Raw genomic sequence first — 24,906 nt, 5'->3', positions numbered from 1 at the left:
GCGGGGCGACCTTTGCGACCCTATGCGCGCAAGGGTCGCGTGGCCTAAACAATGCCGTTCGTGTACACTTACGTCTGATTGATAATCGTTCGCATTCGCGTTTCTGTTCTCCCTCCGTGATCGGCGCAAAGGCGTTTGGCGGGTGTGGAGGAAGGCACGCGGAAGCGGCGATCGTTCATCGTGGTTACCGGCAGGCGCCCTGAGTGGCGCGGTTTCGATTTTCGATCAGGCAAAAGAATAGAGGAGTTTTCGATGCAGCGTTCCACCTGGATTCTGAGCGGCGTAGCGGCCGTAGCGGCAATGGCCGCAATGTCGGCGTCGGCAGCCGAGTATCCGATCGGCAAGGCCCAGATCCAGGGTGGCATGGAGATCGGCGCGGTGTACCTGCAGCCGGTCACGATGGATCCCGAGGGGATGATGCGCAAGGCGTCGGATTCGGACATCCACCTCGAAGCCGATATCCACGCGGTCAAAAACAACCCCACCGGGTTCGCGGAAGGCGACTGGATGCCGTATCTGCAAGTGCATTACGAGCTGAAGAAGGTGGGCGGCGCGCAGTCGATCAAGGGCGATCTGATGCCGATGGTCGCGGACGATGGCCCGCACTATGGCGATAACGTCAAATTGTCGGGCCCCGGCAAGTACCACTTGACGCTCGTCGTCGAGCCGCCGATGCAAACGGGCCACATGGCGTTTGGCCGCCATGTCGATAAAGAGACGGGGGTCGGCCCCTGGTTCAAGCCGATCACGTTGCAATACGATTTCACGTTCGCCGGCATCGGCAAGAAGGGCGGCTACTAAGCCGCGCGGTTCGCCATAGGGAACGAAAGCATGAAATTGCGAATGAAAGTTGCGCTGGCCTGCTCGATCGCGATCGCCTGCATGGCGGCGCGCGCGGACGACGCTGTCACCGTCAAGCTCGAAATGGCGGACGGCAAGCTTACGCCGGCCCGTATCGAGGTGCCGGCGGGCAAGCGAATTCGAATCGAAGTGCGCAATACCGGTAAGGGTGCCGCTGAGTTCGAAAGCGTCCAGTTGCGCAAGGAAAAAGTGCTGGCTCCGGGCGCCGAGTCGGTCGTCGTCATTGCCCCGCAGTCGCCGGGCGAATACAAGTTCTTTGACGATTTCCATCAATCGGCGCAAGGCGTCATCGTCGCGAAGTAATGGCATTTGCGCACGGCGGTGGAACGCCGTGCGCGTGGAGAGTACGGGATGGGCCAGGTATTGTTCGTCGTGTGGCGCGAAAGCGTCGAAGCATTGCTTGTCGTGGGCATTCTTTACGCGTGGCTGAAAAATGGCGATAGCGACGCGCGGCGAGGGTTGCCGTTTTTATGGGCCGGCGTAGGCGCCGGCCTGCTGGCGGCCGTGGCCCTCGGCGCCGCGCTCGTGGGGTTCAGCGAATTCCTTTCGGGCGACGCTGCCGACTACTTCCAGATCGGCATGGTGCTGATTGCCTGCGTGCTGATCGTGCAGATGGTGTTGTGGATGAAGCGCCACGGCCGCACGCTCAAGCGCGATATGGAGCGCTCTTTGCAAGAGCGGACGCGTGACGGCAATGGCTGGGGTGTGGCCGTGCTTGTCGCGCTGGCGATTGCGCGCGAAGGCAGCGAAACGGTCATCTTCTTGTACGGGCTCGGGTTCGGACAATCGGGGCATGTCAGTCGAAGCGACGTGCTCGGCATCGTGCTGGGGCTCGGTCTCGCGTTTCTGACGTTCTACGTCCTGCAACTGGGAGGCCGTCTTTTCTCGTGGCGACGCTTCTTCCGCGTGACGGAAGTCATGCTGTTGCTGCTTGGCGCGGGTCTCATGCAAACGGGCGTCGACAAGCTCATCGACAAGGAAATACTACCGCTCGGCATTTCGCAGGTTTGGAATAGCGCGGCGCTGCTCGACGATTCCAGCACGTTCGGCTCACTGGTTGCCACGCTCACGGGCTACCGGGCGCATCCCGCGCTGACCAACCTGATCGCCTACGCGTTGTACTGGCTTGTCGTCGGCTGGCTGGCGCGCCGCGCCGGCCGTGCGCCGGCGGCTGCTGCCGGGCGCACAGCATGAGCACACCCGCGTTCGCTCCCGCCTCGCCCGGGCGGCTCGCACGCGTCGGCGCCTGGATGCAGCGCAACGGTGCAGCGATCCGAGCGATCCAATGGGCTGTCGTCGCTGTTTATGCGTTTCTCATCATCGTTCCGGCCTGCTTGCCGCTGCCCGACCAAAGCGCGCATCTTTGGAACAATCTGACGCTGGCCGCGCAGTTCGTGTTTTGGGGTATCTGGTGGCCATTTGTGCTGCTCTCGATGGTCCTGCTCGGCCGCGTGTGGTGCGGCGTGCTGTGTCCCGAGGGCGCGCTGGCCGAATTCGCCAGTCGCCATGGCCGCGGCCGCGCCATTCCGCGGTGGATGCGATGGGGCGGATGGCCGTTTGTGGCATTCGGCCTGACAACCATCTATGGCCAAATGGTCAGCGTCTATCAGTATCCGCGCGCCGTGCTGCTGGTGCTCGGCGGGTCAACCGTCGCAGCGATGGTGATCGGTTTTTTATACGGGCGCGACAAACGCGTCTGGTGTCGTTATTTGTGCCCGGTCAACGGCGTTTTTTCGCTGCTGGCGCGTCTTGCGCCGTTTCACTACCGTGTAGACGAGGCCGCTTGGCGGCGTTCCTACACGCTGGGCGAGCGCGGTCATCGCGTGATTCCGATCAACTGTGCGCCGCTCGTGCCGTTGAGGAATATGAAGGGCGCGGCGGCTTGCCATATGTGCGGCCGCTGCAGTGGCCATCGCGATGCTATTTCGCTGACGTGGCGCTCGCCTTCGCATGAAGTGGTCCAACTGGGTCGCGACGCGGCCAGCGGCTGGGACACGGCGCTCATCCTCTATGGCTTGCTCGGCATTGCAATCGGTGCGTTCCACTGGACGGTGAGCCCCTGGTTCATCGGTCTCAAGCAATTCCTCGCCACCTGGCTCATCGACCATGATTTCACATGGATGCTCGACACGAATGCGCCGTGGTTTCTGTTTACGCATTACCCCGATCAGAACGACGTCTTCTCGTGGCTCGATGGCACTTTGCTGATCGGCTACATCCTGGCGACGGCCTTTGTTTACGGCACCACGCTGCTCGCGCTGTTGGCTGCAGGTACGCGCGTGCTCGGCCGGTTCGATCGCGCGCGGCTGCATCATCTCGCTCAGGCTCTGATCCCGGTTGCCGGAACCGGCGTGTTCCTGGGATTATCCGCGACGACCTTGTCATTGCTTCGTGCCGAGCATATTCCGCTCGATTGGGCGTCGACTGTTCGTATCGGCGTACTCGCGATTGCCAATGTATGGAGCGCATGGCTGGCTTGGCGGGTCACGGGTCGCTATGTATCGCGATTTCTCCCGCGAGCGGCTGCTATGGCTTGCTTTGCCGCTGCTCTGGCGGTGGCCGACAGCGCTTGGTGGTTGATGTTCTGGGGCTTTGCCCGGTTAGCCCATTGAGCGGACGGAGGCGGCCGTTTCTTCGCGCAACTGCCGCCCAGAACCGCCAGAGGAGGCGACCACGAGGGGCCGGTAGCGGCGCGCCAAATTTCGGCGGTGCAGGCTGGGGGGATAAAAGCTTCCCAGCGGGGGAAGGATCGGCGCTTTGAAAGAGGCAAAAGCGCAGGAAAGTCGGAAAGTCTGGTAGCTCGGCGAGCGCAGGGAAGGATCGGAAGGGCGGGAAGGGTCAGAGGCGCAGGAAGAACCACAAGCGCCAGGAAGAACCAGAAGCGTGGGAAGAACGAGAGCGCAGGGAAGGGCCACAAGCGCAGGAAAGAACCACAAGCGCAGGAAAGAACCACAAGCGCAGGAAAGAACCACAAGCGCAGGAAAGAACCACAAGCGCTAACCCGAACAAGTTCCGGCGCAAAAAGAACACCGAAAAAGGCGGCATGGCTGGCTGCAACGACGCTAAAGGGCGCACGCGGGGGTCTAGACTCGTGTGCTTTTCGTTGCGCTGGCTACTGCCTAACACCTCTCAAGGGAGGTGGTCCCCACAATACTCGGTACTTACTTCGTCAGAATCAGTTTCCCTAGCCGGGTTGCACGCAACTGATATCGCTCACCGTTATGAGCGATAAAAACGTGACTGCGGCCTTGCAATAAGTGATCGCTCGAAAGCGTGCGTTCTGCGCGCTCGCGGTGTTCGTTGTGCTCTGCGGCGTGGACGGTGCATTCACCTTCCGAACTCGCGCGTGGCGTGACCAGGACTGCGGTCGATAGATTTCGCGAACGTGAGCGAGCTGCGTTGCTCGTGGATGCTCTCAACGTTAGCGTAGGCTGGCGTGTGGGTTCGCTCATGCTTGTGGCGTCTGTCGTGTGGCTCAATGTTGACAATCATAAATGAGAATCATTATCGATTGTAAAAAACAAATTCATTGAGATATGGCACCGATAGAGCAGAACCATCGTAGTAGGAAAGGCCGTCCGGCGAACCGGGCGGCCTCTCGGAGGTTGGATCAATGCAGAGCGTCAGGCTGCCGCGGGTTGCGCGCGTACTCCCGAATCAATCGTACGGTGTCGATATCGGCCTCACGATAGGCCGATTTCACGATTTCGCTTGTCTGCCGTGCGTCCTCCGTGTCGGGCGTCGGCAGCGTCGTCGCGTACTCGAACCTTAGAAAGAGTTGCAGCGCGTCGGGTTGCTCGATGGTCATCGTGAGCGACCCGCCCACGTGAGCCTCGGTCGCGAGAATGTCATAGCGCACGCTTTCGTGCGGTGTCAGCGTCACGCGATCGCGTACCGTCGCGTGGCCATAGTGCAATTCCCGCTCGAGCGTATCGGCAGTGCGCGAAAGAATCGTGCAACTGTCGAGGCCCAACACGAAAAGCTGCGGCTGCTCGGCGCGCAGTACGAGCCCTTCCCACAATTGGTCGCGCGTCAGCGTTTCCGCAAGCGGATTCAGCGGGTCGTTGATCTGGACGAGATGTTCGAAATTCAAGACGTCTTCCTTCAGCTTTCAGGTACGGCGTTGGAGCAGTTTACGCGTCGTCGGGCGTAGCGGGCAACGTCGCGGCGAGCCCCGTATTGATGTCGATAGGGTGCGTCAAAATCTTGTGAACGGGGCACGCGTTTGCAATCTGCAGCAGCCGCTCGCGTTGCTCGTCGGTCAACCCGCCATGCAACACGATCGCGCGCTCGATCGTCGAGCCTTGATCGCCGGTCTTCATCGAGAGCGATACCTGCACGTCCTCGAGCGGCCAGCCCTTGCGTTGCGCATACATCTTCAACGTGATCGACGTGCATGCACCCAATCCGGACAGCAAGAGCGATACCGGAGTTGGCGCGCGATCACCGCCGCCAAGCGATTCGGGCTCGTCGGCGTGCCACAGATGATGGGCGCCGTCGTCGAACGTGACTTGATAGTTGGTTGCACCGATGGTCGCCGTAACAACGCGCTCGCTCATGCCTTTCCTCCAGGTAGGTGCGCCGCCCATCCGGTGTGCATCGGCATGCGGCCGCGCGAGCGACTATTGTGACTCAATTCGCGATCGTCCGCGCCGCCGCGTGGCCAGGCTGCGAAGCAGTTCGTTGCTTATTCAATGCGCGATTTCGCCCATCCGCCCGGCTTGATAATCGATGATGGCTTGGCGGATCTCTTCTTCCGTATTCATGACGAACGGCCCATGGCGCACGATCGGCTCGTGCAGCGGCACCCCGCCAATCAGCAGAACGTCGAGCCGGTCCGCGCCCGCCGTCAGCGTCACCGTGTCGCCGTCGTCGCTGAATATCACCATGCGTTGTGCGCCGATCTCGCGCTGCTCGCTTCCATAGCGTCCGGTGCCACTCAGCGCGTAGGCGAACACGCGATAGTTGCGCGGTACCGCTTGCTCGATCGTTGCCCCCGCTTCGAGCGTGAAATGTTGATAGATGATCGGCGTGCGTGTCTCGATCGCGGCGCTCACGCCGAGCGCTTCACCGGCGATGACTTTGACGCTGACCTTGCCGTCGCTCGTCGTGGCTGTGGGAATGCGTGGCGAAGGGATCTCCTGGTAACGCGGCTCGATCATCTTGTCTCGGCGCGGCAGATTCACCCACAGTTGAATGCCGTGCACGCGGCCGCCATCCCGGGCAAACGCGGGGTCGGGCATTTCGCTATGCACGACCCCTGCGCCGGCCGTCATCCATTGCACGTCGCCGGCACGAAGCACACCGCAATGGCCTGCGGAGTCTTTATGCGCGAAGCTGCCGTCGAGCATGTACGTGACGGTTTCGAAGCCGCGATGCGGATGATCGGGCGCGCCCTTCGCCTCGCCGGGCGCATAGTCGACCGGGCCCATTTCATCGAGCAGCAAGAACGGATCGAAGTCCATTAACATTCGGGTCGGGAACGGCCGATGGACGACGAAGCCGCCTCCTTCGACCGTACGCACAGCCGCGATGGTTTCGGCAATCGTGCGGGACTGAGTCATAACGATATCCTCGGTGGGACGCGCATTCGTGCGTCGCATAAGCAGGTGAGGGCTATTATATGGACCGTCTCGCGCCCGGTTTAGCCGTGCCCGGAGCAATGGATTGTCCTACCGCTGGAACGATGACATGCAACTTGATTCGCAGAACCTCAATGACCTGATGTATTTCGCACAGGTCGTCGAACACGGCGGGTTTTCCGCTGCCGAGCGGGTGCTGGGCATCTCCAAGTCGCGGCTGTCGCGCCGCGTCGCCGAGCTTGAAACGTCGCTCGGGGTGCGCCTTCTGCAACGGTCGACGCGCAAGTTGGCATTGACCGAGGCGGGCGAGCGCTTCTTTCGGCATTGCCAGATGATGCTGGCCGAAGCGCAAGCGGCGATGAACGCGGTGCAGGAGCTGCGTTCCGCGCCGCGAGGTACCGTGCGCGTGAGCGTGCCCGTCACCGTATCGCAGACCATCCTCTCGAACATTCTTCCCGAATTTCTGCTGCGCTATCCCGAAGTGCGCGTTTCGATTCGCGTGACCAATCGCGTCATCGACCTCTACGAGGATTCCGTCGACGTCGCGCTGCGCGTCCGTTCCGATCCGCCTGACAACGCCAATATCGTCGTCCGGCCGCTGTGGCGGACGCAGCAGATGCTTGTCGGTGCGCCGAGCCTGCTCGCACAAAATGCGCCGCCTGTTGCTCCGGGCGACCTCGCGCGGTTCGAGACGCTCGATACGCCCAGCGCCGACGGTCGGCACATCTTCACGTTGATTGCACCCGACGGTCGCAGGCATACCCATGAGCACGAGCCGCGCCTCGTGACGGCGGATCTCTCGACGATACGCGAAGCCGTGCTCGATGGTATTGGCATCGCAGCGCTGCCGGAAATGATGTACGGTGCGGCGCTGCGTGCCGGGCAACTTTCACCCGTCATGCCGGGATGGACGTTGCCGGCGCCGCAGCTTTTTGCGGTTTTCGTGTCTCGGCAGGGTATGGCGCCGGCGGTGCGGGCATTCGTCGACTATCTCGTCGAGAAGCTCGAGGACGGCGTCCACAAGATGGTCGAATGCCCAACCCGGGAGCAGGTGAGGGCCGCTCAGTTGGCGAATATGTCCACCGCGGCCGATGTCGCCGATCCGGCCCAATGATGCACACGTTGACGACGGTGAATCGCTTTTGCCATTCAAGCGACGCCGGCGATCGGTAGTTTCAATGGCTGTAGTCTTGCAGCGAAGGTTGTCGAGGCCTATATTGAATTGCCTTTCGCGTTGGGGCGTCCAATGCGAAACCAGACGGCTGCTCTTATAGCAAGCCGGATAGGGCAGAAAGCGTGGTTCGTACAGGGTACGGCGATCGCATGCGGTGCTCGAGCCAGTCCGATGGCCAACGAGCCCGCCGCCCGAAGGCGCCGCGTGCGCACGAAAAAGGCCCTCATCACCGATGAGGGCCTTTACCTTTTACGGCCATGTTTGCCGGCGCGCGCCGGCAAAGTCCTCGGGCCGGTTGACCCGACTGGCGTTCGAGCGCGTTCGTGGTCGCATACTCAAATCTCAGGCGGGCAACGATCAGGAGTGCGAACCAAGGGGGCCGCTCACGGGGACAAATTGCAGATAGGGGATGGATTCGCGTTCATTCATCATCGAGTCCGAACGTGAACGCTTGCACGAAAGCGACGCGAATCGGCGAGCCGTTTTCGACGTAGGGCCGGCAAGCACTTTCCCTCAGCGCCTGCACGGCCGCATCGTCCAGGCGGGCAAATCCGCTGCTCTTGATGAGGGCGATGTTGCCGATAGCTCCCGTTGCATCGATCACGAATCGGATCGTCGCCGTGCCCGCTTCGCCGCGTCGTTTCGACAGTTCGGGATACGTTGGTTTTGCGATACGACAGTCAGCGTGATCGACCGGTTTGGGCGCGGCAAGGGCGATCGTGTCGCGTGGGACCGGCGCAGCCGCGGGCGCAGAATTCGCCGTGGACGAGTCGGGCCGCGGCGCGGGCTTGTCGGCGCTTGCGGTTGCCTGGGTAGCTGTTTGCGTCGTTTGATCGGGCGGCGACGGAACGCGGCTGACCGGTGCCGGATGCGATGCGGCGGCGATGGGGCGCGTTCGGGTGGCGGCTATCGGCTGTTCCGGCAGAGAGCGCTGCGCGACGGCGCGCGATGGAGGTGGCATGCGCTGTGGTGGCGCATGCGGCGGCGATGCCAGCCCCGTCGAGCCAGGCGTCGCTTCGGACTGCGGACTCAGCAGGCGGGCCACGATTGCGTGAGACCGAAGCTGTCGCGGAGCCTGGTCATCATGCGGCGCGACGAAGGCAGCAATCAGCGCCGCGTGGACGAGCGCTACACAGACGAAAGCGGGGACGATACGCGAATGCGGCATGCCAGGGGAGTTGCCGGCTCATTGCCGGTTGCAACGGGAGACGAAGCTCAAATGGTATCGCGAACGCAGCCCGCGCCTGCAGGTTGCAGTTGCATATTGCACGCTGTAGATGTGGGGCGATGCCGGTACTGTCGTTGCCCCTTTAGTAGCGGCAAACCAGCAACGAAATACACAGTGTCGCAACGAAACCTATGAGCAATTCCATCTCGAACTCCTTTGAGCGAAACGGGCGGCTGCTGGCTGTGGCGAACTGGCGTGCCGATGGGGAAGCGGAAATGGTGTTCGACGGTATTCCGATGGCCTATGCTGCCTTCCGTTCGTAGAACGTGACGGGCACGGGCTGGGACACGGCAATCGATGCGACACCGCATTCGCTCTCGCAGATGCCGCACTGAGCCATGACTTCGCGAACGGACTGCTCGCACTTGCCGCAGCAGGTGGCGACGCCGAGCTCGAATTGCAGCTCGTCGAAGGTGTCGGCTCCTTCCGCGATGGCCGCGCGGATTTTGCGGTCGGAAACAGACTTGCAGACGCAGACAATCATGACTCGGTCACAGCAAAAACGTTAATGCGAACTATTATCATTACGTTTTGCGAGATTGGCAAGCACGGCGGCTGATTTTTTGTAACAAGCGAACAGCGGCTGCGGACACCGCTGGCCCCGATAGGGTGAAACGATGGGCCGGTTTCTGAAGGTCGCGAGAAGCGGGGTTACCCCCGGAGGAAGTCAGACGGGATCGTGGCCGCGGCCGGTGGCGCGCAACGCCATCAGGCAGCCGCCGGCCGGTTCCGCCCGCCGGTACGCTCGATCACCACATGCTCGACCGGCGCGTCAAGCCCCAGCAGCGTGGAGGCGAGCCGATGCATGTGCGTGCCCTCACCGGTCGAGCACAGTCGCGGCGGTGGGGCGGGCTCGTTGGTCGGCGCCCGCAGGCCATTTGCCTCGAGCACGCGCGCCAGTTGCCTTGCGATCGCCACGCTCGTGTCGATGAGCGCCAATCGCGATCCGGCGATTTCGCGGATGACCTTATCGAGGAAGGGGTAATGAGTGCAGCCCAGTACGAGCGTATCGGCGCCGGCTGCAAGCATCGGCTCGATATAGCGGGAGAGCAGGGCTCGCACCTCTGGCGTGTCGATCTCGCATCGCTCGACGGCTTCCACGAGACCGTGTCCGGCTTGACAGATGAACTGGCAATCGGCGGCGTAGCGCTCGAGCAACGAGCGGAACCGTTCGCTGCGCAGCGTAACTTGCGTTGCGAGCACACCGACGATGCGTGAAGTCGACTGATGCGCCGCGGGCTTGATGCCCGGCTCGACGCCGATGATGGGTATCGACAATTGCGTGCGCGCGAGCGCGATCGACTCTGCCGTTGCCGTGTTGCAGGCGACGACGAGCGCCTTCGCGCCTTGCGAGGCGAGCCACTGGCCGATCGCGAGCGTGCGCTCTGTAATGAATTCGTTGTCGCGCTCGCCATAGGGCGCAAACAGCGAATCGGCGACATAAAGCAAGCGCTCGTGGGGCAATTGTGCCCGCACCGCGCGCAGCACCGACAACCCGCCAAGCCCCGAATCGAAAATGCCGACCGGCGCCACATCCGCAGCCGGCGCGGGCGAAAGCGGCGAATCGAAACGGGCAGCGTCGTCCCGGGTGGTCATGGCGAGGGAATCGAGTGTGTTGCGTTGGCCGATGGAATCAGGATTCGGCGGGCGAGCCCATCGCCGATTGCTGATAGTTCTGAAGCCCGACTTTGTCGATCAGATCGAGCTGCGTTTCCAGCCAATCGATATGCTCTTCGGTATCGTCGAGGATCGTCGAGAAAATGCCGCGCGATACGAAATCGCGCACCGATTCACAATAGGCGATCGCTTCTTTACATGTGGCCTGCGAGCCTTGCTCGAGCTTCAGATCGCATTCGAGGATTTCTTTCGTCTCTTCGCCGATCAAGAGCTTGTGCAGATCTTGCAAGTTGGGCAGCCCGTCAAGCATGAAGATGCGCTCGATCAACATGTCGGCATGCTTCATCTCACCGATCGACTCGTCGTACTCGTGCTTGCCGAGCTTGTCGAGCCCCCAATGCTTGTACATGCGCGCATGCAGAAAGTACTGGTTGATCGCCGTCAGCTCGTTCTTGAGCTGCGCGTTCAGATATTCGATGACCTTTTTATCGCCTTGCATGTTGGTTCCTTCGTGATGGGGCTAAGAGCGGTAGACGCCAACGATAAACGCTGCACCCGTAAAAGCCAAGGCTTCGCACCGCAGGTTGGCCGTTCGGCCAGGCGCCGATCCAGCAAAAAGCCGGGCATGCGCCCGGCTTTCGTCGTCATGCTGCCCGCTATAGGCGACGGCCGCTCATGCCGTCACGACAGGGAGCTTGCCGATCCTGGCTTGCCACTCCTTCGGCCCCGTTTGATGAACGGAGGTGCCCGTCGAATCGACCGCAACCGTCACCGGCATGTCAAACACGTCGAACTCGTAAATGGCTTCCATGCCGAGATCTTCAAATGCGAGCACCTTCGCGCCGCGGATGGCCTTCGAAACGAGATACGCCGCGCCGCCGACGGCCATCAGATAAGCCGCTTTGTGTTTCTTGATGGCGTCGATCGCGACAGGGCCGCGCTCGGCCTTGCCTATCATCGAAATGAGCCCTGTTTGCGCGAGCATCGTCTCGGTGAACTTGTCCATGCGTGTGGCCGTGGTCGGGCCGGCGGGGCCGACGACTTCGTCGCGCACGGGGTCGACCGGGCCGACGTAATAGATCACGCGATTCGTGAAATCGACGGGCAGTTTCTCGCCCTTGGCCAGCATATCGGCGATGCGCTTGTGCGCGGCATCGCGCCCCGTCAGCATCTTGCCCGACAGCAGCAGCGTCTGGCCCGGCTTCCAGCTCGCGACTTCCTCAGGCGTGAGCGTATTCAGGTCGACGCGCTTGCTCGTTTCCGTGTTCGGCTCCCACTGAACTTGCGGCCAGGCGTCGAGCGAAGGTGCCTCCAAATGGGCCGCGCCCGTGCCGTCGAGCGTGAAGTGCGCATGACGCGTGGCCGCGCAGTTCGGGATGATGGCGATCGGCTTGGACGCGGCATGCGTGGGCGCAGCCATGATCTTGACGTCGAGCACCGTTGCCAGACCGCCGAGCCCTTGTGCGCCGATCCCGAGCGCGTTGACTTTCTCGTGCAGCTCGACGCGCAACTCTTCGATCCAATCGCGCGGCCCGCGGGCGATGATGTCCTGGATGTCGATCGGATCCATCAGCGATTCCTTCGCCATCAACATCGCCTTCTCGGCCGTGCCGCCGATACCGATGCCGAGCATGCCGGGCGGACACCAGCCCGCGCCCATCGTCGGCACGGTCTTGAGGACCCAGTCGATGATCGAGTCGGACGGGTTCAGCATCGCGAACTTCGACTTGTTCTCGGAGCCGCCGCCTTTGGCCGCGACTTGCACGTCGACCTTGTCGCCGGGCACGATCTCGTAATGGATAACGGCCGGCGTGTTGTCCTTCGTGTTCTTGCGAGCGCCCTCGGGCGGGTTCACGATCGACGCACGCAACACATTGTCGGGATTCAGATAGCCGCGACGCACGCCTTCGTTGACCATGTCGGTCACGCTCATGGTCGCCGCGCCGCTTTCGCTGCCCCAGCGCACGTCCATGCCGATCTTCAGGAAGACCGTGACGATGCCCGTGTCCTGGCAGATCGGCCGGCGGCCTTCGGCGCACATGCGGCTGTTCGTCAGGATTTGCGCGATGGCGTCCTTGGCCGCCGGGCTTTGCTCGAGTTCGTAGGCGCGACCCAGCGCCTGAATGTAATCGAGCGGATGGTAATAGCTGATGTACTGCAGCGCGTCGGCGACGCTCTGGATGAGGTCTTCCTGTTTGATGACTGTCATGGCTGAGTGCTGTGGGGACGGAGCGGCGAATCGAAACATCTGCGCTTTGTGCTGGCCGTCGGGGCGCCGAACGGGGGCGCTGAAAGCCGTGAAAGCGCGCAAAAAAACACGATATTGTACCGTGCCGGCGCAGCGGCTGCCGTGCGGCAGCCCACCGGGCGCGTGTCAGGGCGTGACGGGCGGGGAGCGCTTGAGGTTGACGCTTGCGATCGCGATGCCCGTGACGACGCATGCCAGTGCGATGCCGTGTGCGAGCGTCGGACGCTCGTCGAGGAACACGATACCGTAGGCCGCCGCTGCGATCGGCAGGACGGCACTGAATACGCCCGCGAGCGACCCATGCACGTGCCGGATGCCCTTCATCCAGAGCCAGAACGAAAAGATGCTGGCGGACAGGCCATACCAGAGCGTCAACGCCCAGATGCCGGCCGGCACGGCCGCATAGTCGAAACCGGCCAGGCCTTTGATCCCGAGCGGCAGCATCAGCAGAAAGCCGAACAGATGCGTGTAGGCGCAGATGTCGATGGCGGCGAGCGTCTGCGTCAGCCGGCGCGACAAAATCACGTAGAGCGATTCGCAGCAGACGGCGCCGAGCACCATGAGATTGCCGATCAGCGACCCGGCCGCGGGCGCTGTCGCCGACGAGGCGGGCGCATGGGAGAGATTGACGACGACGATTCCGAGCATGGCGAGCGCAATCGAGGCAAGTGCCCGCAGGTTCGGCCGTTCGCCGAGGAATAGCCAGGCGAACAGGGCGACGACAGCGGGAATCGTGCTCGTGATCACGCCGGCGGCGACGGCGCTCGTGCGCGCGACGCCGCTCAGCATGAGCAGCGTAAACCCGAAGGTGCCAAACAGTGCCTGCAGAAATAAATTCAGCCACTCGCCGCGTTTGACCTGGCGCATCTTCGACGGACGCAAAAGCGGCCACAGTACCGCTAGCGCAATGACAAAGCGCAGCAGCGCGAAGACGAGCACGGGAACGAAAGCGACGATCGATTTACCGATGCCGACGTTGCTGCCGACGAGCAGCATCGCCGTGATGAGGAACCATGCGTACCGATTCAAGCTGTAACTCAGAGGGAAAGTTCGGCTAGCATTGTAGGGGGCTGGGTACAGCAGCGCAAAGCGAGCGCGGTTTATGTGCGGCGCACCGCAGTGCCGCAAGCCGCGCAATCCTGCCGAACGGCCGATGGCGCGCGCTGTAAGTACCCGGTAAGTTGTCGCCTTTACTGTTCGATGACGACCATGCGGGCCGCCCGCCTGGCTTTCGTATTACCTGTTTTCGCTGCATCGCGTCATTGCATGCGGCTTTGCGCGGCATCGGGGCGCGAAGCATCGAGCCATGGGCTTGCTGCCGCACCCGGCCGGCGCCGGATTCACGTTTCATCATTGTCCATAAGGGAGTTGTCGATGTCTGCGATTGAATCGGTTCTTCACGAAAGTCGGGTGTTTGCGCCTTCCGCGGAAGCGGCGGCGGGGGCGGCGATTTCGGGAATGGACGCTTACCGGGCGCTGATGGCCGAAGCCGAGCGGGATTACGACGGTTTTTGGGCGAAGCTCGCGCGCGAGACGCTTAGCTGGCGCAAGCCGTTTTCGAAAGTGCTCGATGAGACCAACGCGCCGTTCTACACCTGGTTCGAAGATGGCGAGCTGAACGCCTCGCACAACTGCCTGGACCGTCACGTCGAAGCGGGTAATGGCGATCGCACCGCGCTCATCTTCGAGGCCGACGGCGGCGAGGTGACGCGCGTCACCTATCAGGATCTGCTGCAACGCGTTTGCCGGTTCGCGAATGCGTTGAAACGGCGCGGCGTCAAAAAGGGCGACCGTGTCGTCATCTATATGCCGATGTCGGTCGAAGGCGTCGTCGCGATGCAGGCCTGTGCGCGGATCGGTGCGCCGCATTCGGTCGTGTTTGGTGGGTTCTCGTCGAAATCGCTGAACGAGCGGCTCGTCGACGTCGGCGCCGTCGCGCTCGTCACGGCCGACGAGCAGATGCGCGGCGGCAAGGCTTTGCCGCTCAAGCGCATTGCCGACGAAGCGCTCGCCATGGGCGGGTGCGAAGCGGTTCAGAGCGTGTTCGTCTATCGTCGAACGGGCGGTGAGGTCGAGTGGCATGCGCCCCGCGATATCTGGATGGATGAGGCCGCCGCACAAGAGGCCGATACGTGTGCGCCCGAATGGGTCGGCGCCGAGCATCCGTTGTTCGTGCTCTATACGTCGGGCTCGACCGGCAAGCCCAAGGGCGTGCAGCACAGCACGGGCGGCTATCTGCTCTGGGCTGCGCAGACGATCAAATGGACGTTCGACTGGAAGCCGTCGGATGTCTTTTGGTGTACGGCCGATATCGGCTGGGTGACGGGGCATACCTACATCACCTACGGCCCGCTTGCGCTCGGCGCGACGCAAGTCGTATTCGAAGGCGTGCCGACTTACCCGGACGGCGGCCGCTTCTGGAACATGATCGAGAAGCACAAGGTCAGCGTCTTCTATACGGCGCCGACGGCAATCCGGTCGCTGATCAAGATTGCGGAGGCCGACGCCAAGGTGCATCCGAGGAGCTACGACTTGTCGAGTCTGCGGATTCTCGGCACGGTTGGCGAACCGATCAATCCCGAAGCGTGGATCTGGTATCACGAGCAGGTAGGCGGCTCGCGTTGTCCCGTGGTCGATACATGGTGGCAGACCGAGACAGGCGGCCATATGATTGCGCCGATGCCGGGTGCGACGCCGCTGGTGCCGGGCTCATGCACATTGCCGCTGCCCGGCATCATGGCTGCGATCGTCGACGAGACGGGGCAGGACGTGCCCAATGGGCAGGGCGGCATTCTCGTCGTGAAGCGGCCGTGGCCGGCGATGCTGCGTACCGTGTGGGGCGACCCGGAACGCTACAAGAAGAGCTACTTCCCGGCCGAACTGGGCGGCAAGCTTTATCTCGCTGGCGATGGCTCGGTGCGCGACAAAGAGACGGGCTACTTCACGATCATGGGCCGCATCGACGATGTGCTCAACGTCTCGGGCCATCGGCTTGGGACGATGGAGATCGAATCGGCGCTCGTGTCCAATCCGATCGTGGCCGAAGCCGCGGTGGTGGGGCGTCCCGACGACACGACGGGCGAGGCCGTGGTCGCATTCGTCGTGCTCAAGCGGCCGCGCCCCGAAGGCGAGGAGGCCGTGAAGCTTGCGAACGAGTTGCGTGCCTGGGTAGGCAAGGAGATCGGGCCGATCGCCAAGCCGAAGGATGTCCGTTTCGGCGATAACCTGCCGAAGACCCGGTCGGGCAAGATCATGCGGCGCTTGCTGCGTTCGCTTGCCAAGGGCGAAGAGATCACGCAAGACGTGTCGACGCTCGAGAACCCGGCCATCCTCGAGCAGCTTGCGCAGGGGCGTTGAGCGGCTGTGCCGCGCTCGCCGCGCAAGTGGGCGCGGCGCTGATGCCCCAACGCCCTGGCCGCATCACGTAAGGGCGTGGCACGGACAATCCCGATTGCCCGTGCCGCGCCTTTTTGATACATAGGCGCATGGCCGCGCCGCACTCCTTCGATCCCATCGTCCAAGCCTCGCTCGAACCGCCTTCGGTATCGAGCGCGATGGTGCGTGCGCATCGCCGCTATTGGCGATTCAACGTGGCGCTGATCAGCGGATTGATGCTGATTGGCTTTGCCGTGTCGTTTCTCGTGCCGTTGTTCGCACGCGAGCTGTCGAGCGTACGCGTGGCCGGATTCCGATTGCCGTTTTATCTGGGCGCGCAGGGCTCGATCCTCGTTTATCTGCTGCTCATCGTGGTCTACATTGCGGCGATGACGCGGGCCGACCGCCGCTTGCGGCAGGCTGCTGCGATCGATGCCGCAAGCCATGCCGCAAGCGATGCCAGTCGGGAAGCGACGCGATGAAACTGGCGAACCGGCTGGTCCGCGCTTACGCGTTCTACACGATCGGCTTCCTGTGCTTCATCTACACGATGTGGCGCATCGAAAGGGCCGCGGGGCCGGGCGTGTGGGTCGGCTATGTGTTTCTGTTCGTGCCGATCGCCGTGTACGCCGTGATTGGACTGTTGTCGCGCACATCCGATCTGGTCGAGTACTACGTGGCGGGGCGGCGTGTGCCCGCGGCATTCAACGGCATGGCGACGGCGGCCGATTGGTTGTCGGCGGCGTCGTTCATCGGATTGGCCGGTTCGATCTATGCAACGGGATATGACGGGCTGGCCTACCTGATGGGGTGGACCGGCGGCTATTGTCTCGTGGCATTCCTGCTTGCGCCTTATGTGCGCAAGCTCGCGCGCTACACGATTCCGGACTTTTTGGGCACGCGCTATTCGAGCAATGTGGTGCGCGGCATCGCGGCGATGGCGGCGATTTTGTGTTCGTTCGTCTACCTCGTTGCGCAGATTCAAGGCGTGGGACTGATCGCGATGCGTTTCATTGGGGTCGATTTTGCGATCGGCATTGCATGCGGGTTGGCGGGTATTCTCGTCTGCTCGTTTCTCGGCGGCATGCGGGCGGTGACATGGACGCAGGTTGCGCAGTACGTGATTCTGATCAGTGCGTTCCTGATACCGGTATCGATGATCGGGCACAAGGACGGTCTCGGCTGGGTGCCGCAATTGACCTATGGCCGGCTGATGGCTCGCATGGAGAAGCTCGATCAAGCCGTGCGCGATGCGCCGGCAGAACGCAGCGTGCGTGAGTCGTACCGGGAGCGGGCCGCACATATCGATGCGCAGATCGCAGCTTTGCCGGGCTCGTATCTCGACGAGAAAGCGCACCTGATGCGCGAACTCGATGCGCTTCGTCGGCGTAACGGGCCGTTGAGAGAAATTCATCAGCGCGAGGTGGCGCTTGAAGCATTTCCGCGCGACGCCGCTGCGGCGCGTGTCGTCTGGACGCAGAGGCGTGACGATCTGCTTTCGCGCGCGACCGACCCCGTACCGATGCACGAGCCGTTTCCTGCGGCCAACGATGAAATCCGACGGACGCACGAGCGCAATTTTTTGTCGTTGCTGCTCTGCTTATCGCTTGGCACGGCGAGTCTGCCGCACATTCTTTCGCGCTACAACACGACGACATCGGTGGGTTCGGCGCGACGATCGGTGGCGTGGACGTTGTTTTTCATTGCGTTGTTTTACGTCAGCGTGCCGGTGCTGGCGGTGCTGATCAAGTACGAAGTGTTGACGCATCTTGTTGGCAGACCGATGTCCGATTGGCCCGCTTGGGTGACGCAGTGGCATCGCGCCGAACCGGCGCTGATCAGCATTGGCGATGGGGGCGGCGGGGTCATTCGATGGTCGGCAATTCGGATGCAGCCGGATATGGTGGTGTTGGCTGCGCCGGAAATTGCGGGGTTGCCGTATGTGATCTCGGGGCTGGTTGCGGCGGGCGCGCTGGCTGCGGCGTTGTCGACGGCCGATGGGTTGTTGTTGACGATCGCCAATGCGTTGTCGCACGACGTTTATTACCACATGGTCGATCCTGCGGCGTCCAGTCAGCGGCGCGTCACGATGTCGAAGATCTTGCTGTTGGGTGTCGCCTTGTTCGCGTCGTATGTGGCTTCGCTCAATACGGGGAATATTTTGTTTCTGGTCGGGGCGGCGTTTTCGCTGGCGGCTTCGAGTTTCTTTCCCGTACTTGTGCTGGGCGTGTTCTGGAAGCGCACGACCCAGCGAGGTGCCGTGGCGGGGATGTTGGCGGGGTTGGGCGTGTGCGTGTATTACATCGTGTCGACGTATCCTTACTTCGGTCAATTGACGGGGTTCGCGGGGCCTCGGTGGTTTGGTATCGAGCCGATCAGTTCGGGCGTGTTCGGCGTTCCGGCCGGGTTCGTGGCGACGATCGCGGTGAGCTTGTTCGATCGCGCGCCCGATGCATATACGAAGGCGCTCGTCGATTACATCCGGCATCCGTAAAGGTGCGCCTTTCGACAACAAAGGCGCTCTGTTGCACGCGCATTGGATTGCGGTGGAGCGAGGACGAGACGGGGATAGGCAGCGAGCGCTCGTGAGACCGAACGTGCGCTGAGCGATTAGTAGTGTTCCCGTGAGGCCTCTTTTCTGTTGGTGGGTGCATGGCCGGCTGCCGGTGCGCTGTGGTTGTCCGCGGCCGGTTGCATGTCTGCGCTGCTTGGCCGACCCGGACGCAGCAACGAGCCGCCAATTGTGCCTGCCGCTGCGGCAAAGATGGCCCCGAACCAAAATGCGACGTGATAGCCGCTATTGAGCGCCGTCACTGCGCTTGCTGAGGCCTGCATCGCGTCGCTGCGCGCGGCGGCGAGACTTGCCAGCACCGCGAGGCCCAGCGCGCCGCCCATTATGAATGAAGTATTGACGATGCCCGATGCGAGGCCGGAATCGCTCGGATCGACGTCGCTCATGGCGGCGAGCAGCATGGGATTGAATGCAATGCCTGCGCCGAGGCCGAGCAGGACCATGCCGGGCAACACGTCGAATACGAAGGTGCCGTCGACCGGCGCGCGTGCGAACAGCGCAAGACCGCACGCTGCGGCCAGCAGACCTGCTGCAAGCGGAAGACGCAGACCGAAGCGCATCACCACGCGCGCCGACAGGCCGAGCGAAAGCAACGCCATGATCAGGTTGGCCGGCAAGAACGCCAAGCCGACTTGCAACGGGCGATAGCCGAGGACGCGCTGCAGATACAGCGCGGAGATGAAGAACCACGCGAACATGGCTGCGGCCCACAGCACGCCGACGACGTTGGCCGTCGCGACGTTGCGCAGGCGGAACAGGGCGAGCGGCATCAACGGATGCTGCGCGCGTGCTTCGATGACGAGAAACACTGCCAGCAGCACGAGCGCCGCGAGCAAGAGGCCAAGCGTTTGCGCCGAGGTCCAACCCGCTTCATTGCCGTCGACGACGGCGTAGACGGCCAGCATCAACGAAGCCGTGACGGTTACAGCGCCGGCCACGTCGAGCCGCTCGCCGTGAGCATGGCCGGGCGCCGGCGGCAGGAGGGCCATGCATAGCCCGTAGACGGCAATGCCGATGGGCAGGTTCACGAGAAAGATCCAGTGCCAACTGAGCAGGTTCGTCAGCAACCCGCCAAGCAAAACGCCGATGCTGCCGCCCCCGGCGCAGACGAAGCCGTACACGCCCATCGCTTTGGCTCGTTCGCCGGTTTCGGTAAACAGATTCATGATGAGCGACAGCGAAACGGCGGAGACGACGGCGCCCCCCAGGCCCTGGACGGCGCGGGCGCAGACCAGTAGCCCTTGGGAGTTCGCCAGGCCGCAGATGAGGGAGGCGAGCGTGAAGAGCGTGATGCCGCCGAGGAACAGCTTGCGATGGCCGTAAAGATCGCCGAGGCGTCCGCCAAGCAGCAGGCAACCGCCGAAGGTGAGCATGTAGGCGTTCACGACCCATACCAGCGAGGTTTCGGTGAAGCCGAGGTCTGCGGCGATCGATGGCAACGCAACGTTAACGATTGTCGTATCGAGCACGATCATGAGCACGCCGAGACATAGAACGATAAGCGCCAGCCAGCGTTTGTTGCCATGGATGGAATGCGTCATTCGAGGAGCTCCGGGGAGGTGTTCGAGGACGGGGCCGATTCTATGACGAATCCGTCGTAAGGCTGGGGCAGATGGCCCGATGTAGAGGCGCGACCAGGTCTCGGTCGTCGAACGCAATGAGCGCGTGCGCAGCGCTTTCAGACTCTGCTATACTCCTCGGCTCTCGGAGAGATGGATGAGCGGTTTAAGTCGCACGCCTGGAAAGCGTGTATAGGTTAACAGCCTATCGGGGGTTCGAATCCCCCTCTCTCCGCCAGTCAAGCTTCTCAGGCGTTCTCGCCGGTTCTCAGGAAATCTCGCTCAGCCTTATCTGGCGGGGAAGTTGGGGGTGTAGCTCCTCTTGCGTCCTCTCAGCGCTACTCGCACAATCGCACCATCAGTTGGGGGTAGGATTGGGGGTAGGAAATGGGCGCATCTGGGAAGCTCCATCGGCTGAGCGCATTGCAAGTGGCGCGTGAAGTCGATCCAGGTTATTACGCCGATGGCGGCGGTCTTCACCTACAGATCACCCTGAGCGGTTCTCGCTCGTGGATTTTCCGATATCAACTTGCCAAGCGCTCTCGTGAGATGGGCCTAGGGGCGTTGTCGTCCATATCGCTCGCTGAGGCGCGCGCCGAGGCTGCCGATATGAACTCATACCGTTTCGGTCATCCGTCCGATTCCGAAAGACATCTGGGCAGGCCGCCATCGTCGGCGGGCGACGACTCAAGCCTTGCGCGCGAGCCAGTCCTCAGCAAACTTCTTCGCGTGTGTGATAGCCGCATCCTCGGTGTCGAAATCGCCAAGGGTCCGATACGACGCCTCGGGGTGAAATCCGACCTTCGTGAATACGACTTGAGCGGCGAATTTGCCTTGCTCGGTGACGCGAGGCTCGCAGTTCGCTTCATAGCCGCGCAGGATAAATACAGCCTTCATTGCATCGGGAGGTGTGTAAGACGACGAGATCGTAGCACGGAGCACGAGCGCCAATTTGTGAACGAGCTACGTCCTTTGCGTGGATCCAGGAGAACGCCATGCAACAGCTGACCAGCAATGATCTTACACAGGAGCGCGGATGCATTTTGAGCGACTGCGGGGCCTACCGGTACCGCCTTTGGCGTCTCTGGGACGCGTCGTTGCCGACTCTCGCTTTTGTGATGCTAAATCCCTCGACGGCTGATCAGCTGGCGGATGATCCGACAATCAGGCGCTGCATATCGTTTGCGCGCGCCTGGAAGTTCGGACGGCTCGAGGTGGTCAACCTCTTTGCTCTGCGCACCAGAAAACCTGACGAACTGCTCAGGCATTTGAATTCGCTGGGCGTGAGCGAAGAGGCCGATCATGCGAGCCGCTGAACGGAGCGGCGGCGATCATCTGTGCGTGGGGCTCGCATCCCGCCGCACGCAAGCGGGATGGATCGGTGGTGGATCTCATGCGCGACGCGGCGACGCAAGGAAAACTCTTTCATCTCGGGCTGAACAAGGATGGTAGCCCGAAGCATCCGCTTTACATTGCCGCAGGCGTGCAACCCGAGCGCCTTGAATGGAGTGTGCGATGAAGGTTATCGGAATCAAGCAAGTCGCCGAGAAGGTTAATCTCGGTCAGTCGACGATCTATCGCATGATCAGTAAGGGTCTGTTTCCGAAGCCGTTCGCACTCGGCGAGAATCGGACCGCTTGGATTGAAAGCGATATCGATGATTGGCTCGCGGACAAGGCGGGCAAGCCCAGATCGTTGGCAAGTGGCGCCGTCGTCGAGCACGATAAGATCGTGCGGCAGGGCGTCACATAGCGGCGAGAATCGGTTGCCGCCGCCGCTTCCTTTTACGATGCGGCAGTGCTGCTATCGCGCTCCGAGCCAACGCAACGGCGGATCGGCCGCATCGAAACGCTGCGCTGCGCAGTTTCCGCGGAGCGGGTGCATGGTCATTATCCGATAGTCAACCCCTGCGTTCCCAGTAGGGGTTCTCCGCGATAGACCTCTGCGACTTTGTGCGACTTGACGATTAACTCGATGCAATCCTGGTCGGCATAACGCAAGAAATATCGCTCCATCAACTGCGCGAACGTATGCAATGCGTGGCCGGCGAACGCTGTTTCGTCGATCGTCATCGTGATCTGAAGGCCGGGCACGAGGATTGGCATCGGAACGGGGGGCACGTCCATCATCCGCCTAATGCGAACGCAACGTAGTCTTGCGATGCCTGCGATGTAGCGCGTAGTCCCCGGCGAGGCCAACTTGCCGAGTTGCAAGAGCAACGACTGCAATTCGGCCAAGCTCGAGGCGGCTAGGGCAACGATGTTCGGAGAAAACGCCGAGACGAGCCGCCATAGCGATTGATCGTCCTGCGGCGGAACACCGCTGGCTGACAGGGTGATAAGCATCGAAACGGCACCCTCGAGATTGAGTGCCTCGCTGTGCAGGTCTCCCCCCATTGCCTCGATGGTGAGCTTTTCCGCGAGGTCGCCGTTCGTGCAGGTGAGTTCGATGGCAAGCTTGGTTGCGTTCGGTGCGACCGGTCGCTCATCGATGTCGAGCAGTGAAATGGCAGCATTGCATCCGGGCATTTCTCGGGCGACCCGCCTGTCTTGCTCGCGCACCCAGAATACGCCGACGGATGACCAGTGCTGGAGTGAGTGGTGCGGCGGTATTTGGGCGCCTGGCTTGCTCCCTTCCTCGCCGTGCATCATGCGCACGGAATCGATAGAACGGATGACGGCCGGGGCAGTCTCGCTATCCGGTGGAGCAACCGGGTAGGTCGTCACATCGGCTTTGACGTCGACCGGTTTTGCATCGGCCTTGAATAGATTGACGATGGGCGTGCAGAACAGCCGTAGATGGTCCGCGCTCAGTTGGCGAAGCTGTTGAACTGCCGAAGCGTTCGCCGCATGGCCCGCGACGGGCAGATGCAAGGTGAGCCGGTTGCACGGTGAGCCGGTTGCACGGGCCGGCGGTGCGCAGCAGCGCGGCGAAGTCGATGTCGATGAATCGAAACTTGTGTGGGAATGCTGCATATTCGATCAGCAGCCGCATCGCGGGCTGCGGGTCGCACTGCAGCGGACCGATCAGGGCTTGCTCGCGATCGAAGCCGACAGCGCAGGTGGGCGTGCGCTCCAACGCCTGCCAGCGGCGGCTGTCATCGGTTTCGACGAAGGCGGTGGGCGGGTGCAGCAGGATGGCATCGACGAGGGCCGCTGCGAGTGGTCGGTCCGCATTCAGATAGACACGAAGCGTGCGCGGCACAAGCTCGCTTTCGGGTGTGAGGTCGCGCCCGGGCGACGCAAATTCGATGGAGAGGATTCCTGCGGTGTCGTCGGGCAACTGGCCGGCGCTCAGTGTTGGCGCGGCGGTCGGCGGCGTGAATTGCGCCCGAGTGATCGCCAGCGGCGCGAGTGTCAGATCCCACGCGGTCGTGAACCGGCATAGCGATGGGCGATGCTCCAGTTCCGTCCCTCGCGGGATCGTGACGGTTTGCGTGAGCCCATCGAACAGCCCTTGAACGTTGACGCATGCAATCGAGCACGACGGGACTGCTTGCAGATAGGCGGGGAAGACCATCTCGATGAACGGGACGGTGAAATCAGAATAGCGGTCGTCGATACGCTGCGCTGCGTTGGCGTTGAGCCAGGCAGCCTGTTGAAGCATGCGTTCGACATGTGGATCGTCCGTCTGCCCAGCGGACATCGATAGCCGCGCCGCTGCTGCCGGATTCGCACGCTCGAACCGAAGCATCTCCTGGCGCAGTTGCGTGAGCTCACGCTCGAAGTACGGCAGCAACGATTCGAAATCATCCATGAGGTAGGCAGTTTGGGACGGGAAGCCCGGTCAGCAATGAAAGTGATGTCCGCGTGCGCCGTCAAAGCGGTAGTGATCTCGCGGGCGGGGCGGCCCGCAATATAAGCAGGGTTAGGCCGAATAACAATGAGATTTTGCAAATTATTATTCTGTCTGAGCGGGATTGCGGAAAAATTGCCGATTTGTTTATCGCTCGTGATTTGCGGAAATTGTTCCATCTGCCGATGAAGTCATTGGTGAGTGGTATCGTTTTCATCTCATGCGCGTAACGAAAATAATTACGAGATGAAAGTTTGCTATTAGAATCACCGTCCAAATCCGAAGGACGCTTTCCAGAACAATCAATGGACCGGTTGTTTTTCATGTTCAAAGCTATCAGCGCTGCTGTGATTGGCGTCGGCCTGCTTATCGGCGCGACGATGAGGCCCGGTCAGCGCGACTTCCTGCGGGCATCGATCGTGGTGTCCGGGCAGGTCGTCCGGTTGAATGCCGGTGGATACTACCCGCGGATCGAGTTTGTGACGAAGGCGGGCGAGTGAATCAATTATTCGCAGATAGGATTATCTCGAAAATTAGGTGGGCGGCGAGGTGCTGATTCCAAGTGCAATAAGAATTATCTTGGTTGTGTGTTGAGAGTTTCCCTTGTATTGGAAGGCGCGCCTTCAGGTGCGGAAGCGTGATGCTGATTTAATGCTCCAGTGCTGTGCGGGGCGTGTCTTATGTGAAGTTTGATAGTGCGATATGAAACTATTCGATCCATCGGCCCTCTTGCAGCTTCAGAATAAACGTCTTTTCAGCGCCGATACACCGATGACCGGCCGTTCGGAACTGGTGCCGCTTGATTTTCACTGCACCGAGGGGTTGTCGGTGGTTTTCGAGATTGACGTGCGCTTTGCATCGCAGGACTTCAATATCGAACTGAAGCAGATGCTTG

Annotated in this window: 28 protein-coding genes, 1 tRNA gene and 1 pseudogene; 16 read left to right on the top strand and 14 right to left on the bottom strand. The window is 61.8% G+C overall.

Going from position 1 to position 24,906, the window contains the following annotated elements:
• The first annotated feature begins 252 nt into the window (after positions 1-252).
• Genes C0Z19_RS22510 through C0Z19_RS22495 form a run of 4 tightly spaced genes read left to right on the top strand, consistent with a single transcriptional unit; the run spans position 253 to position 3,473 of the window.
• Positions 253-801, top strand: a complete 549-nt coding sequence (locus C0Z19_RS22510) for an iron transporter (RefSeq protein WP_102612058.1) — start codon at positions 253-255, stop codon at positions 799-801.
• 30 nt (positions 802-831) lie between these two features.
• The gene (locus C0Z19_RS22505) at positions 832-1,164 is read left to right on the top strand and encodes a cupredoxin domain-containing protein (protein ID WP_102612057.1); all 333 of its coding nucleotides are present in this window, start codon (positions 832-834) and stop codon (positions 1,162-1,164) included.
• Between the two features lie 48 nt (positions 1,165-1,212).
• Positions 1,213-2,055, top strand: a complete 843-nt coding sequence (locus C0Z19_RS22500) for an FTR1 family iron permease (protein ID WP_102612056.1) — start codon at positions 1,213-1,215, stop codon at positions 2,053-2,055.
• Positions 2,052-3,473 (top strand): 4Fe-4S binding protein, encoded by a 1,422-nt coding sequence (locus tag C0Z19_RS22495; RefSeq protein ID WP_102612055.1) that lies wholly within the window; start codon positions 2,052-2,054, stop codon positions 3,471-3,473. Before C0Z19_RS22500 ends, C0Z19_RS22495 begins: the two co-directional genes overlap by 4 nt.
• Positions 3,474-4,022: 549 nt before the next feature.
• Here the strand turns inward: C0Z19_RS22495 and hemP are convergent.
• From hemP to C0Z19_RS22475, 4 genes are all read right to left on the bottom strand, one after another.
• Complete coding sequence (gene hemP, locus C0Z19_RS22490) at positions 4,023-4,313, bottom strand: hemin uptake protein HemP (RefSeq protein ID WP_102612054.1); 291 nt, start codon at positions 4,311-4,313, stop codon at positions 4,023-4,025.
• Positions 4,314-4,471: 158 nt separating this feature from the next.
• The gene (locus C0Z19_RS22485; protein WP_102612053.1) at positions 4,472-4,954 is read right to left on the bottom strand and encodes an SRPBCC family protein; all 483 of its coding nucleotides are present in this window, start codon (positions 4,952-4,954) and stop codon (positions 4,472-4,474) included.
• Positions 4,955-4,994: 40 nt separating this feature from the next.
• Positions 4,995-5,420, bottom strand: a complete 426-nt coding sequence (locus tag C0Z19_RS22480) for an OsmC family protein (protein ID WP_102612052.1) — start codon at positions 5,418-5,420, stop codon at positions 4,995-4,997.
• A 132-nt stretch (positions 5,421-5,552) separates the two neighbouring features.
• The gene (locus C0Z19_RS22475; protein ID WP_102612051.1) at positions 5,553-6,425 is read right to left on the bottom strand and encodes a pirin family protein; all 873 of its coding nucleotides are present in this window, start codon (positions 6,423-6,425) and stop codon (positions 5,553-5,555) included.
• Positions 6,426-6,552: 127 nt separating this feature from the next.
• Between C0Z19_RS22475 and C0Z19_RS22470 the strand changes: the two genes are divergently transcribed.
• Entirely contained in the window at positions 6,553-7,557 is a 1,005-nt protein-coding gene (locus C0Z19_RS22470; protein ID WP_102612050.1) for a LysR family transcriptional regulator, read from the top strand.
• 481 nt (positions 7,558-8,038) lie between these two features.
• Here C0Z19_RS22470 and C0Z19_RS22465 read toward each other — a convergent pair whose 3' ends face one another.
• Positions 8,039-8,578 carry an energy transducer TonB gene (locus tag C0Z19_RS22465; protein ID WP_158243049.1) on the bottom strand — a complete coding sequence of 180 codons (540 nt, stop codon included), beginning with the start codon at positions 8,576-8,578 and terminating at the stop codon, positions 8,039-8,041.
• A 398-nt stretch (positions 8,579-8,976) separates the two neighbouring features.
• On the opposite strand from C0Z19_RS22465, the gene C0Z19_RS28975 reads away from it, so the two are divergent.
• Positions 8,977-9,108: a hypothetical protein gene (locus tag C0Z19_RS28975; protein ID WP_269844880.1), complete on the top strand. Its 132-nt coding sequence runs from the start codon at positions 8,977-8,979 to the stop codon at positions 9,106-9,108.
• Here the strand turns inward: C0Z19_RS28975 and C0Z19_RS22460 are convergent.
• The 5 genes from C0Z19_RS22460 to C0Z19_RS22440 all read right to left on the bottom strand — a co-directional run bounded on the left by C0Z19_RS22460 (position 9,087) and on the right by C0Z19_RS22440 (position 13,739).
• A complete protein-coding gene (locus tag C0Z19_RS22460) occupies positions 9,087-9,329 on the bottom strand; it encodes a (2Fe-2S)-binding protein (RefSeq protein ID WP_102612048.1) in 243 nt (80 codons plus the stop codon). The two genes, C0Z19_RS28975 and C0Z19_RS22460, sit on opposite strands and share 22 nt — an antisense overlap.
• A 224-nt stretch (positions 9,330-9,553) precedes the next feature.
• Positions 9,554-10,441 carry a glutamate racemase gene (murI, locus tag C0Z19_RS22455; protein ID WP_102612047.1) on the bottom strand — a complete coding sequence of 296 codons (888 nt, stop codon included), beginning with the start codon at positions 10,439-10,441 and terminating at the stop codon, positions 9,554-9,556.
• A 37-nt stretch (positions 10,442-10,478) separates the two neighbouring features.
• A complete protein-coding gene (bfr, locus tag C0Z19_RS22450; RefSeq protein ID WP_102612046.1) occupies positions 10,479-10,961 on the bottom strand; it encodes a bacterioferritin in 483 nt (160 codons plus the stop codon).
• A gap of 174 nt (positions 10,962-11,135) precedes the next feature.
• Complete coding sequence (locus C0Z19_RS22445; RefSeq protein ID WP_102612045.1) at positions 11,136-12,671, bottom strand: fumarate hydratase; 1,536 nt, start codon at positions 12,669-12,671, stop codon at positions 11,136-11,138.
• Positions 12,672-12,836: 165 nt separating this feature from the next.
• Positions 12,837-13,739 (bottom strand): DMT family transporter, encoded by a 903-nt coding sequence (locus tag C0Z19_RS22440; protein WP_102612044.1) that lies wholly within the window; start codon positions 13,737-13,739, stop codon positions 12,837-12,839.
• A gap of 345 nt (positions 13,740-14,084) precedes the next feature.
• On the opposite strand from C0Z19_RS22440, the gene acs reads away from it, so the two are divergent.
• The 3 genes from acs to C0Z19_RS22425 all read left to right on the top strand — a co-directional run bounded on the left by acs (position 14,085) and on the right by C0Z19_RS22425 (position 18,579).
• The gene (gene acs / locus C0Z19_RS22435; protein WP_102612043.1) at positions 14,085-16,067 is read left to right on the top strand and encodes an acetate--CoA ligase; all 1,983 of its coding nucleotides are present in this window, start codon (positions 14,085-14,087) and stop codon (positions 16,065-16,067) included.
• Between the two features lie 128 nt (positions 16,068-16,195).
• Positions 16,196-16,567: a DUF4212 domain-containing protein gene (locus C0Z19_RS22430; RefSeq protein ID WP_102612042.1), complete on the top strand. Its 372-nt coding sequence runs from the start codon at positions 16,196-16,198 to the stop codon at positions 16,565-16,567.
• On the top strand, positions 16,564-18,579 hold the full coding sequence (locus C0Z19_RS22425) for a sodium:solute symporter family protein (RefSeq protein WP_102612041.1): 2,016 nt from the start codon (positions 16,564-16,566) through the stop codon (positions 18,577-18,579). The genes C0Z19_RS22430 and C0Z19_RS22425 overlap by 4 nt, the downstream gene beginning before the upstream one ends.
• Positions 18,580-18,695: 116 nt before the next feature.
• Here C0Z19_RS22425 and C0Z19_RS22420 read toward each other — a convergent pair whose 3' ends face one another.
• Positions 18,696-20,198, bottom strand: coding sequence for a DHA2 family efflux MFS transporter permease subunit (locus C0Z19_RS22420; protein ID WP_102612040.1), 1,503 nt, complete (start codon positions 20,196-20,198; stop codon positions 18,696-18,698).
• A 165-nt stretch (positions 20,199-20,363) separates the two neighbouring features.
• Here C0Z19_RS22420 and C0Z19_RS22415 point away from each other — a divergent pair.
• Positions 20,364-20,454: transfer RNA gene (locus C0Z19_RS22415), tRNA-Ser, on the top strand.
• A 149-nt stretch (positions 20,455-20,603) separates the two neighbouring features.
• Positions 20,604-20,822 (top strand): annotated as a pseudogene (locus C0Z19_RS22410) (Arm DNA-binding domain-containing protein); the annotation flags it as partial.
• An 81-nt stretch (positions 20,823-20,903) separates the two neighbouring features.
• Here C0Z19_RS22410 and C0Z19_RS22405 read toward each other — a convergent pair.
• On the bottom strand, positions 20,904-21,113 hold the full coding sequence (locus tag C0Z19_RS22405) for a hypothetical protein (protein WP_102612039.1): 210 nt from the start codon (positions 21,111-21,113) through the stop codon (positions 20,904-20,906).
• A 98-nt stretch (positions 21,114-21,211) separates the two neighbouring features.
• On the opposite strand from C0Z19_RS22405, the gene C0Z19_RS28970 reads away from it, so the two are divergent.
• The 3 genes from C0Z19_RS28970 to C0Z19_RS22390 are packed head-to-tail and all read left to right on the top strand — an operon-like array spanning position 21,212 to position 21,968.
• Entirely contained in the window at positions 21,212-21,532 is a 321-nt protein-coding gene (locus tag C0Z19_RS28970; protein WP_102612038.1) for a DUF1643 domain-containing protein, read from the top strand.
• The gene (locus C0Z19_RS28965; RefSeq protein ID WP_102612037.1) at positions 21,529-21,735 is read left to right on the top strand and encodes a DUF1643 domain-containing protein; all 207 of its coding nucleotides are present in this window, start codon (positions 21,529-21,531) and stop codon (positions 21,733-21,735) included. Before C0Z19_RS28970 ends, C0Z19_RS28965 begins: the two co-directional genes overlap by 4 nt.
• Positions 21,732-21,968 carry a helix-turn-helix transcriptional regulator gene (locus C0Z19_RS22390; protein WP_102612036.1) on the top strand — a complete coding sequence of 79 codons (237 nt, stop codon included), beginning with the start codon at positions 21,732-21,734 and terminating at the stop codon, positions 21,966-21,968. The genes C0Z19_RS28965 and C0Z19_RS22390 overlap by 4 nt, the downstream gene beginning before the upstream one ends.
• Before the next feature lie 137 nt (positions 21,969-22,105).
• Here the strand turns inward: C0Z19_RS22390 and C0Z19_RS28960 are convergent, their stop codons facing one another.
• Positions 22,106-22,993 (bottom strand): type VI secretion system baseplate subunit TssF, encoded by an 888-nt coding sequence (locus C0Z19_RS28960; protein ID WP_269844884.1) that lies wholly within the window; start codon positions 22,991-22,993, stop codon positions 22,106-22,108.
• Positions 22,911-23,972 (bottom strand): type VI secretion system baseplate subunit TssF, encoded by a 1,062-nt coding sequence (locus C0Z19_RS28955; RefSeq protein WP_102612034.1) that lies wholly within the window; start codon positions 23,970-23,972, stop codon positions 22,911-22,913. The genes C0Z19_RS28960 and C0Z19_RS28955 overlap by 83 nt, the downstream gene beginning before the upstream one ends.
• A gap of 344 nt (positions 23,973-24,316) precedes the next feature.
• On the opposite strand from C0Z19_RS28955, the gene C0Z19_RS22375 reads away from it, so the two are divergent.
• Positions 24,317-24,511 (top strand): hypothetical protein, encoded by a 195-nt coding sequence (locus C0Z19_RS22375; RefSeq protein ID WP_102612033.1) that lies wholly within the window; start codon positions 24,317-24,319, stop codon positions 24,509-24,511.
• A gap of 202 nt (positions 24,512-24,713) precedes the next feature.
• Positions 24,714-24,906: hypothetical protein (locus C0Z19_RS22370; protein ID WP_146012126.1), on the top strand; the 193-nt coding region annotated here is incomplete at its 3' end.

The sequence above is a fragment of the Trinickia soli genome (assembly GCF_002879855.1).
Classification (GTDB): Bacteria; Pseudomonadota; Gammaproteobacteria; order Burkholderiales; family Burkholderiaceae; genus Trinickia; species Trinickia soli.
This window is presented reverse-complemented; position numbering and strand designations above follow the sequence as displayed.

Bases quoted from the DNA above. Each gene is read 5' to 3' on its own strand.
- C0Z19_RS22510 (WP_102612058.1), top strand. From the start codon at position 253: ATGCAGCGTTCCACCTGGATTCTGAGCGGCGTAGCGGCCGTAGCGGCA.
- C0Z19_RS22505 (WP_102612057.1), top strand. From the start codon at position 832: ATGAAATTGCGAATGAAAGTTGCGCTGGCCTGCTCGATCGCGATCGCC.
- C0Z19_RS22500 (WP_102612056.1), top strand. From the start codon at position 1,213: ATGGGCCAGGTATTGTTCGTCGTGTGGCGCGAAAGCGTCGAAGCATTG.
- C0Z19_RS22495 (WP_102612055.1), top strand. From the start codon at position 2,052: ATGAGCACACCCGCGTTCGCTCCCGCCTCGCCCGGGCGGCTCGCACGC.
- hemP (WP_102612054.1), bottom strand. From the start codon at position 4,313: ATGAGCGAACCCACACGCCAGCCTACGCTAACGTTGAGAGCATCCACG.
- C0Z19_RS22480 (WP_102612052.1), bottom strand. From the start codon at position 5,420: ATGAGCGAGCGCGTTGTTACGGCGACCATCGGTGCAACCAACTATCAA.
- C0Z19_RS22475 (WP_102612051.1), bottom strand. From the start codon at position 6,425: ATGACTCAGTCCCGCACGATTGCCGAAACCATCGCGGCTGTGCGTACG.
- C0Z19_RS22470 (WP_102612050.1), top strand. From the start codon at position 6,553: ATGCAACTTGATTCGCAGAACCTCAATGACCTGATGTATTTCGCACAG.
- C0Z19_RS22465 (WP_158243049.1), bottom strand. From the start codon at position 8,578: ATGCCACCTCCATCGCGCGCCGTCGCGCAGCGCTCTCTGCCGGAACAG.
- C0Z19_RS28975 (WP_269844880.1), top strand. From the start codon at position 8,977: ATGAGCAATTCCATCTCGAACTCCTTTGAGCGAAACGGGCGGCTGCTG.
- C0Z19_RS22460 (WP_102612048.1), bottom strand. From the start codon at position 9,329: ATGATTGTCTGCGTCTGCAAGTCTGTTTCCGACCGCAAAATCCGCGCG.
- murI (WP_102612047.1), bottom strand. From the start codon at position 10,441: ATGACCACCCGGGACGACGCTGCCCGTTTCGATTCGCCGCTTTCGCCC.
- bfr (WP_102612046.1), bottom strand. From the start codon at position 10,961: ATGCAAGGCGATAAAAAGGTCATCGAATATCTGAACGCGCAGCTCAAG.
- C0Z19_RS22445 (WP_102612045.1), bottom strand. From the start codon at position 12,671: ATGACAGTCATCAAACAGGAAGACCTCATCCAGAGCGTCGCCGACGCG.
- acs (WP_102612043.1), top strand. From the start codon at position 14,085: ATGTCTGCGATTGAATCGGTTCTTCACGAAAGTCGGGTGTTTGCGCCT.
- C0Z19_RS22430 (WP_102612042.1), top strand. From the start codon at position 16,196: ATGGCCGCGCCGCACTCCTTCGATCCCATCGTCCAAGCCTCGCTCGAA.
- C0Z19_RS22425 (WP_102612041.1), top strand. From the start codon at position 16,564: ATGAAACTGGCGAACCGGCTGGTCCGCGCTTACGCGTTCTACACGATC.
- C0Z19_RS22420 (WP_102612040.1), bottom strand. From the start codon at position 20,198: ATGACGCATTCCATCCATGGCAACAAACGCTGGCTGGCGCTTATCGTT.
- C0Z19_RS22405 (WP_102612039.1), bottom strand. From the start codon at position 21,113: ATGAAGGCTGTATTTATCCTGCGCGGCTATGAAGCGAACTGCGAGCCT.
- C0Z19_RS28970 (WP_102612038.1), top strand. From the start codon at position 21,212: ATGCAACAGCTGACCAGCAATGATCTTACACAGGAGCGCGGATGCATT.
- C0Z19_RS22390 (WP_102612036.1), top strand. From the start codon at position 21,732: ATGAAGGTTATCGGAATCAAGCAAGTCGCCGAGAAGGTTAATCTCGGT.
- C0Z19_RS28955 (WP_102612034.1), bottom strand. From the start codon at position 23,972: ATGGATGATTTCGAATCGTTGCTGCCGTACTTCGAGCGTGAGCTCACG.
- C0Z19_RS22375 (WP_102612033.1), top strand. From the start codon at position 24,317: ATGGACCGGTTGTTTTTCATGTTCAAAGCTATCAGCGCTGCTGTGATT.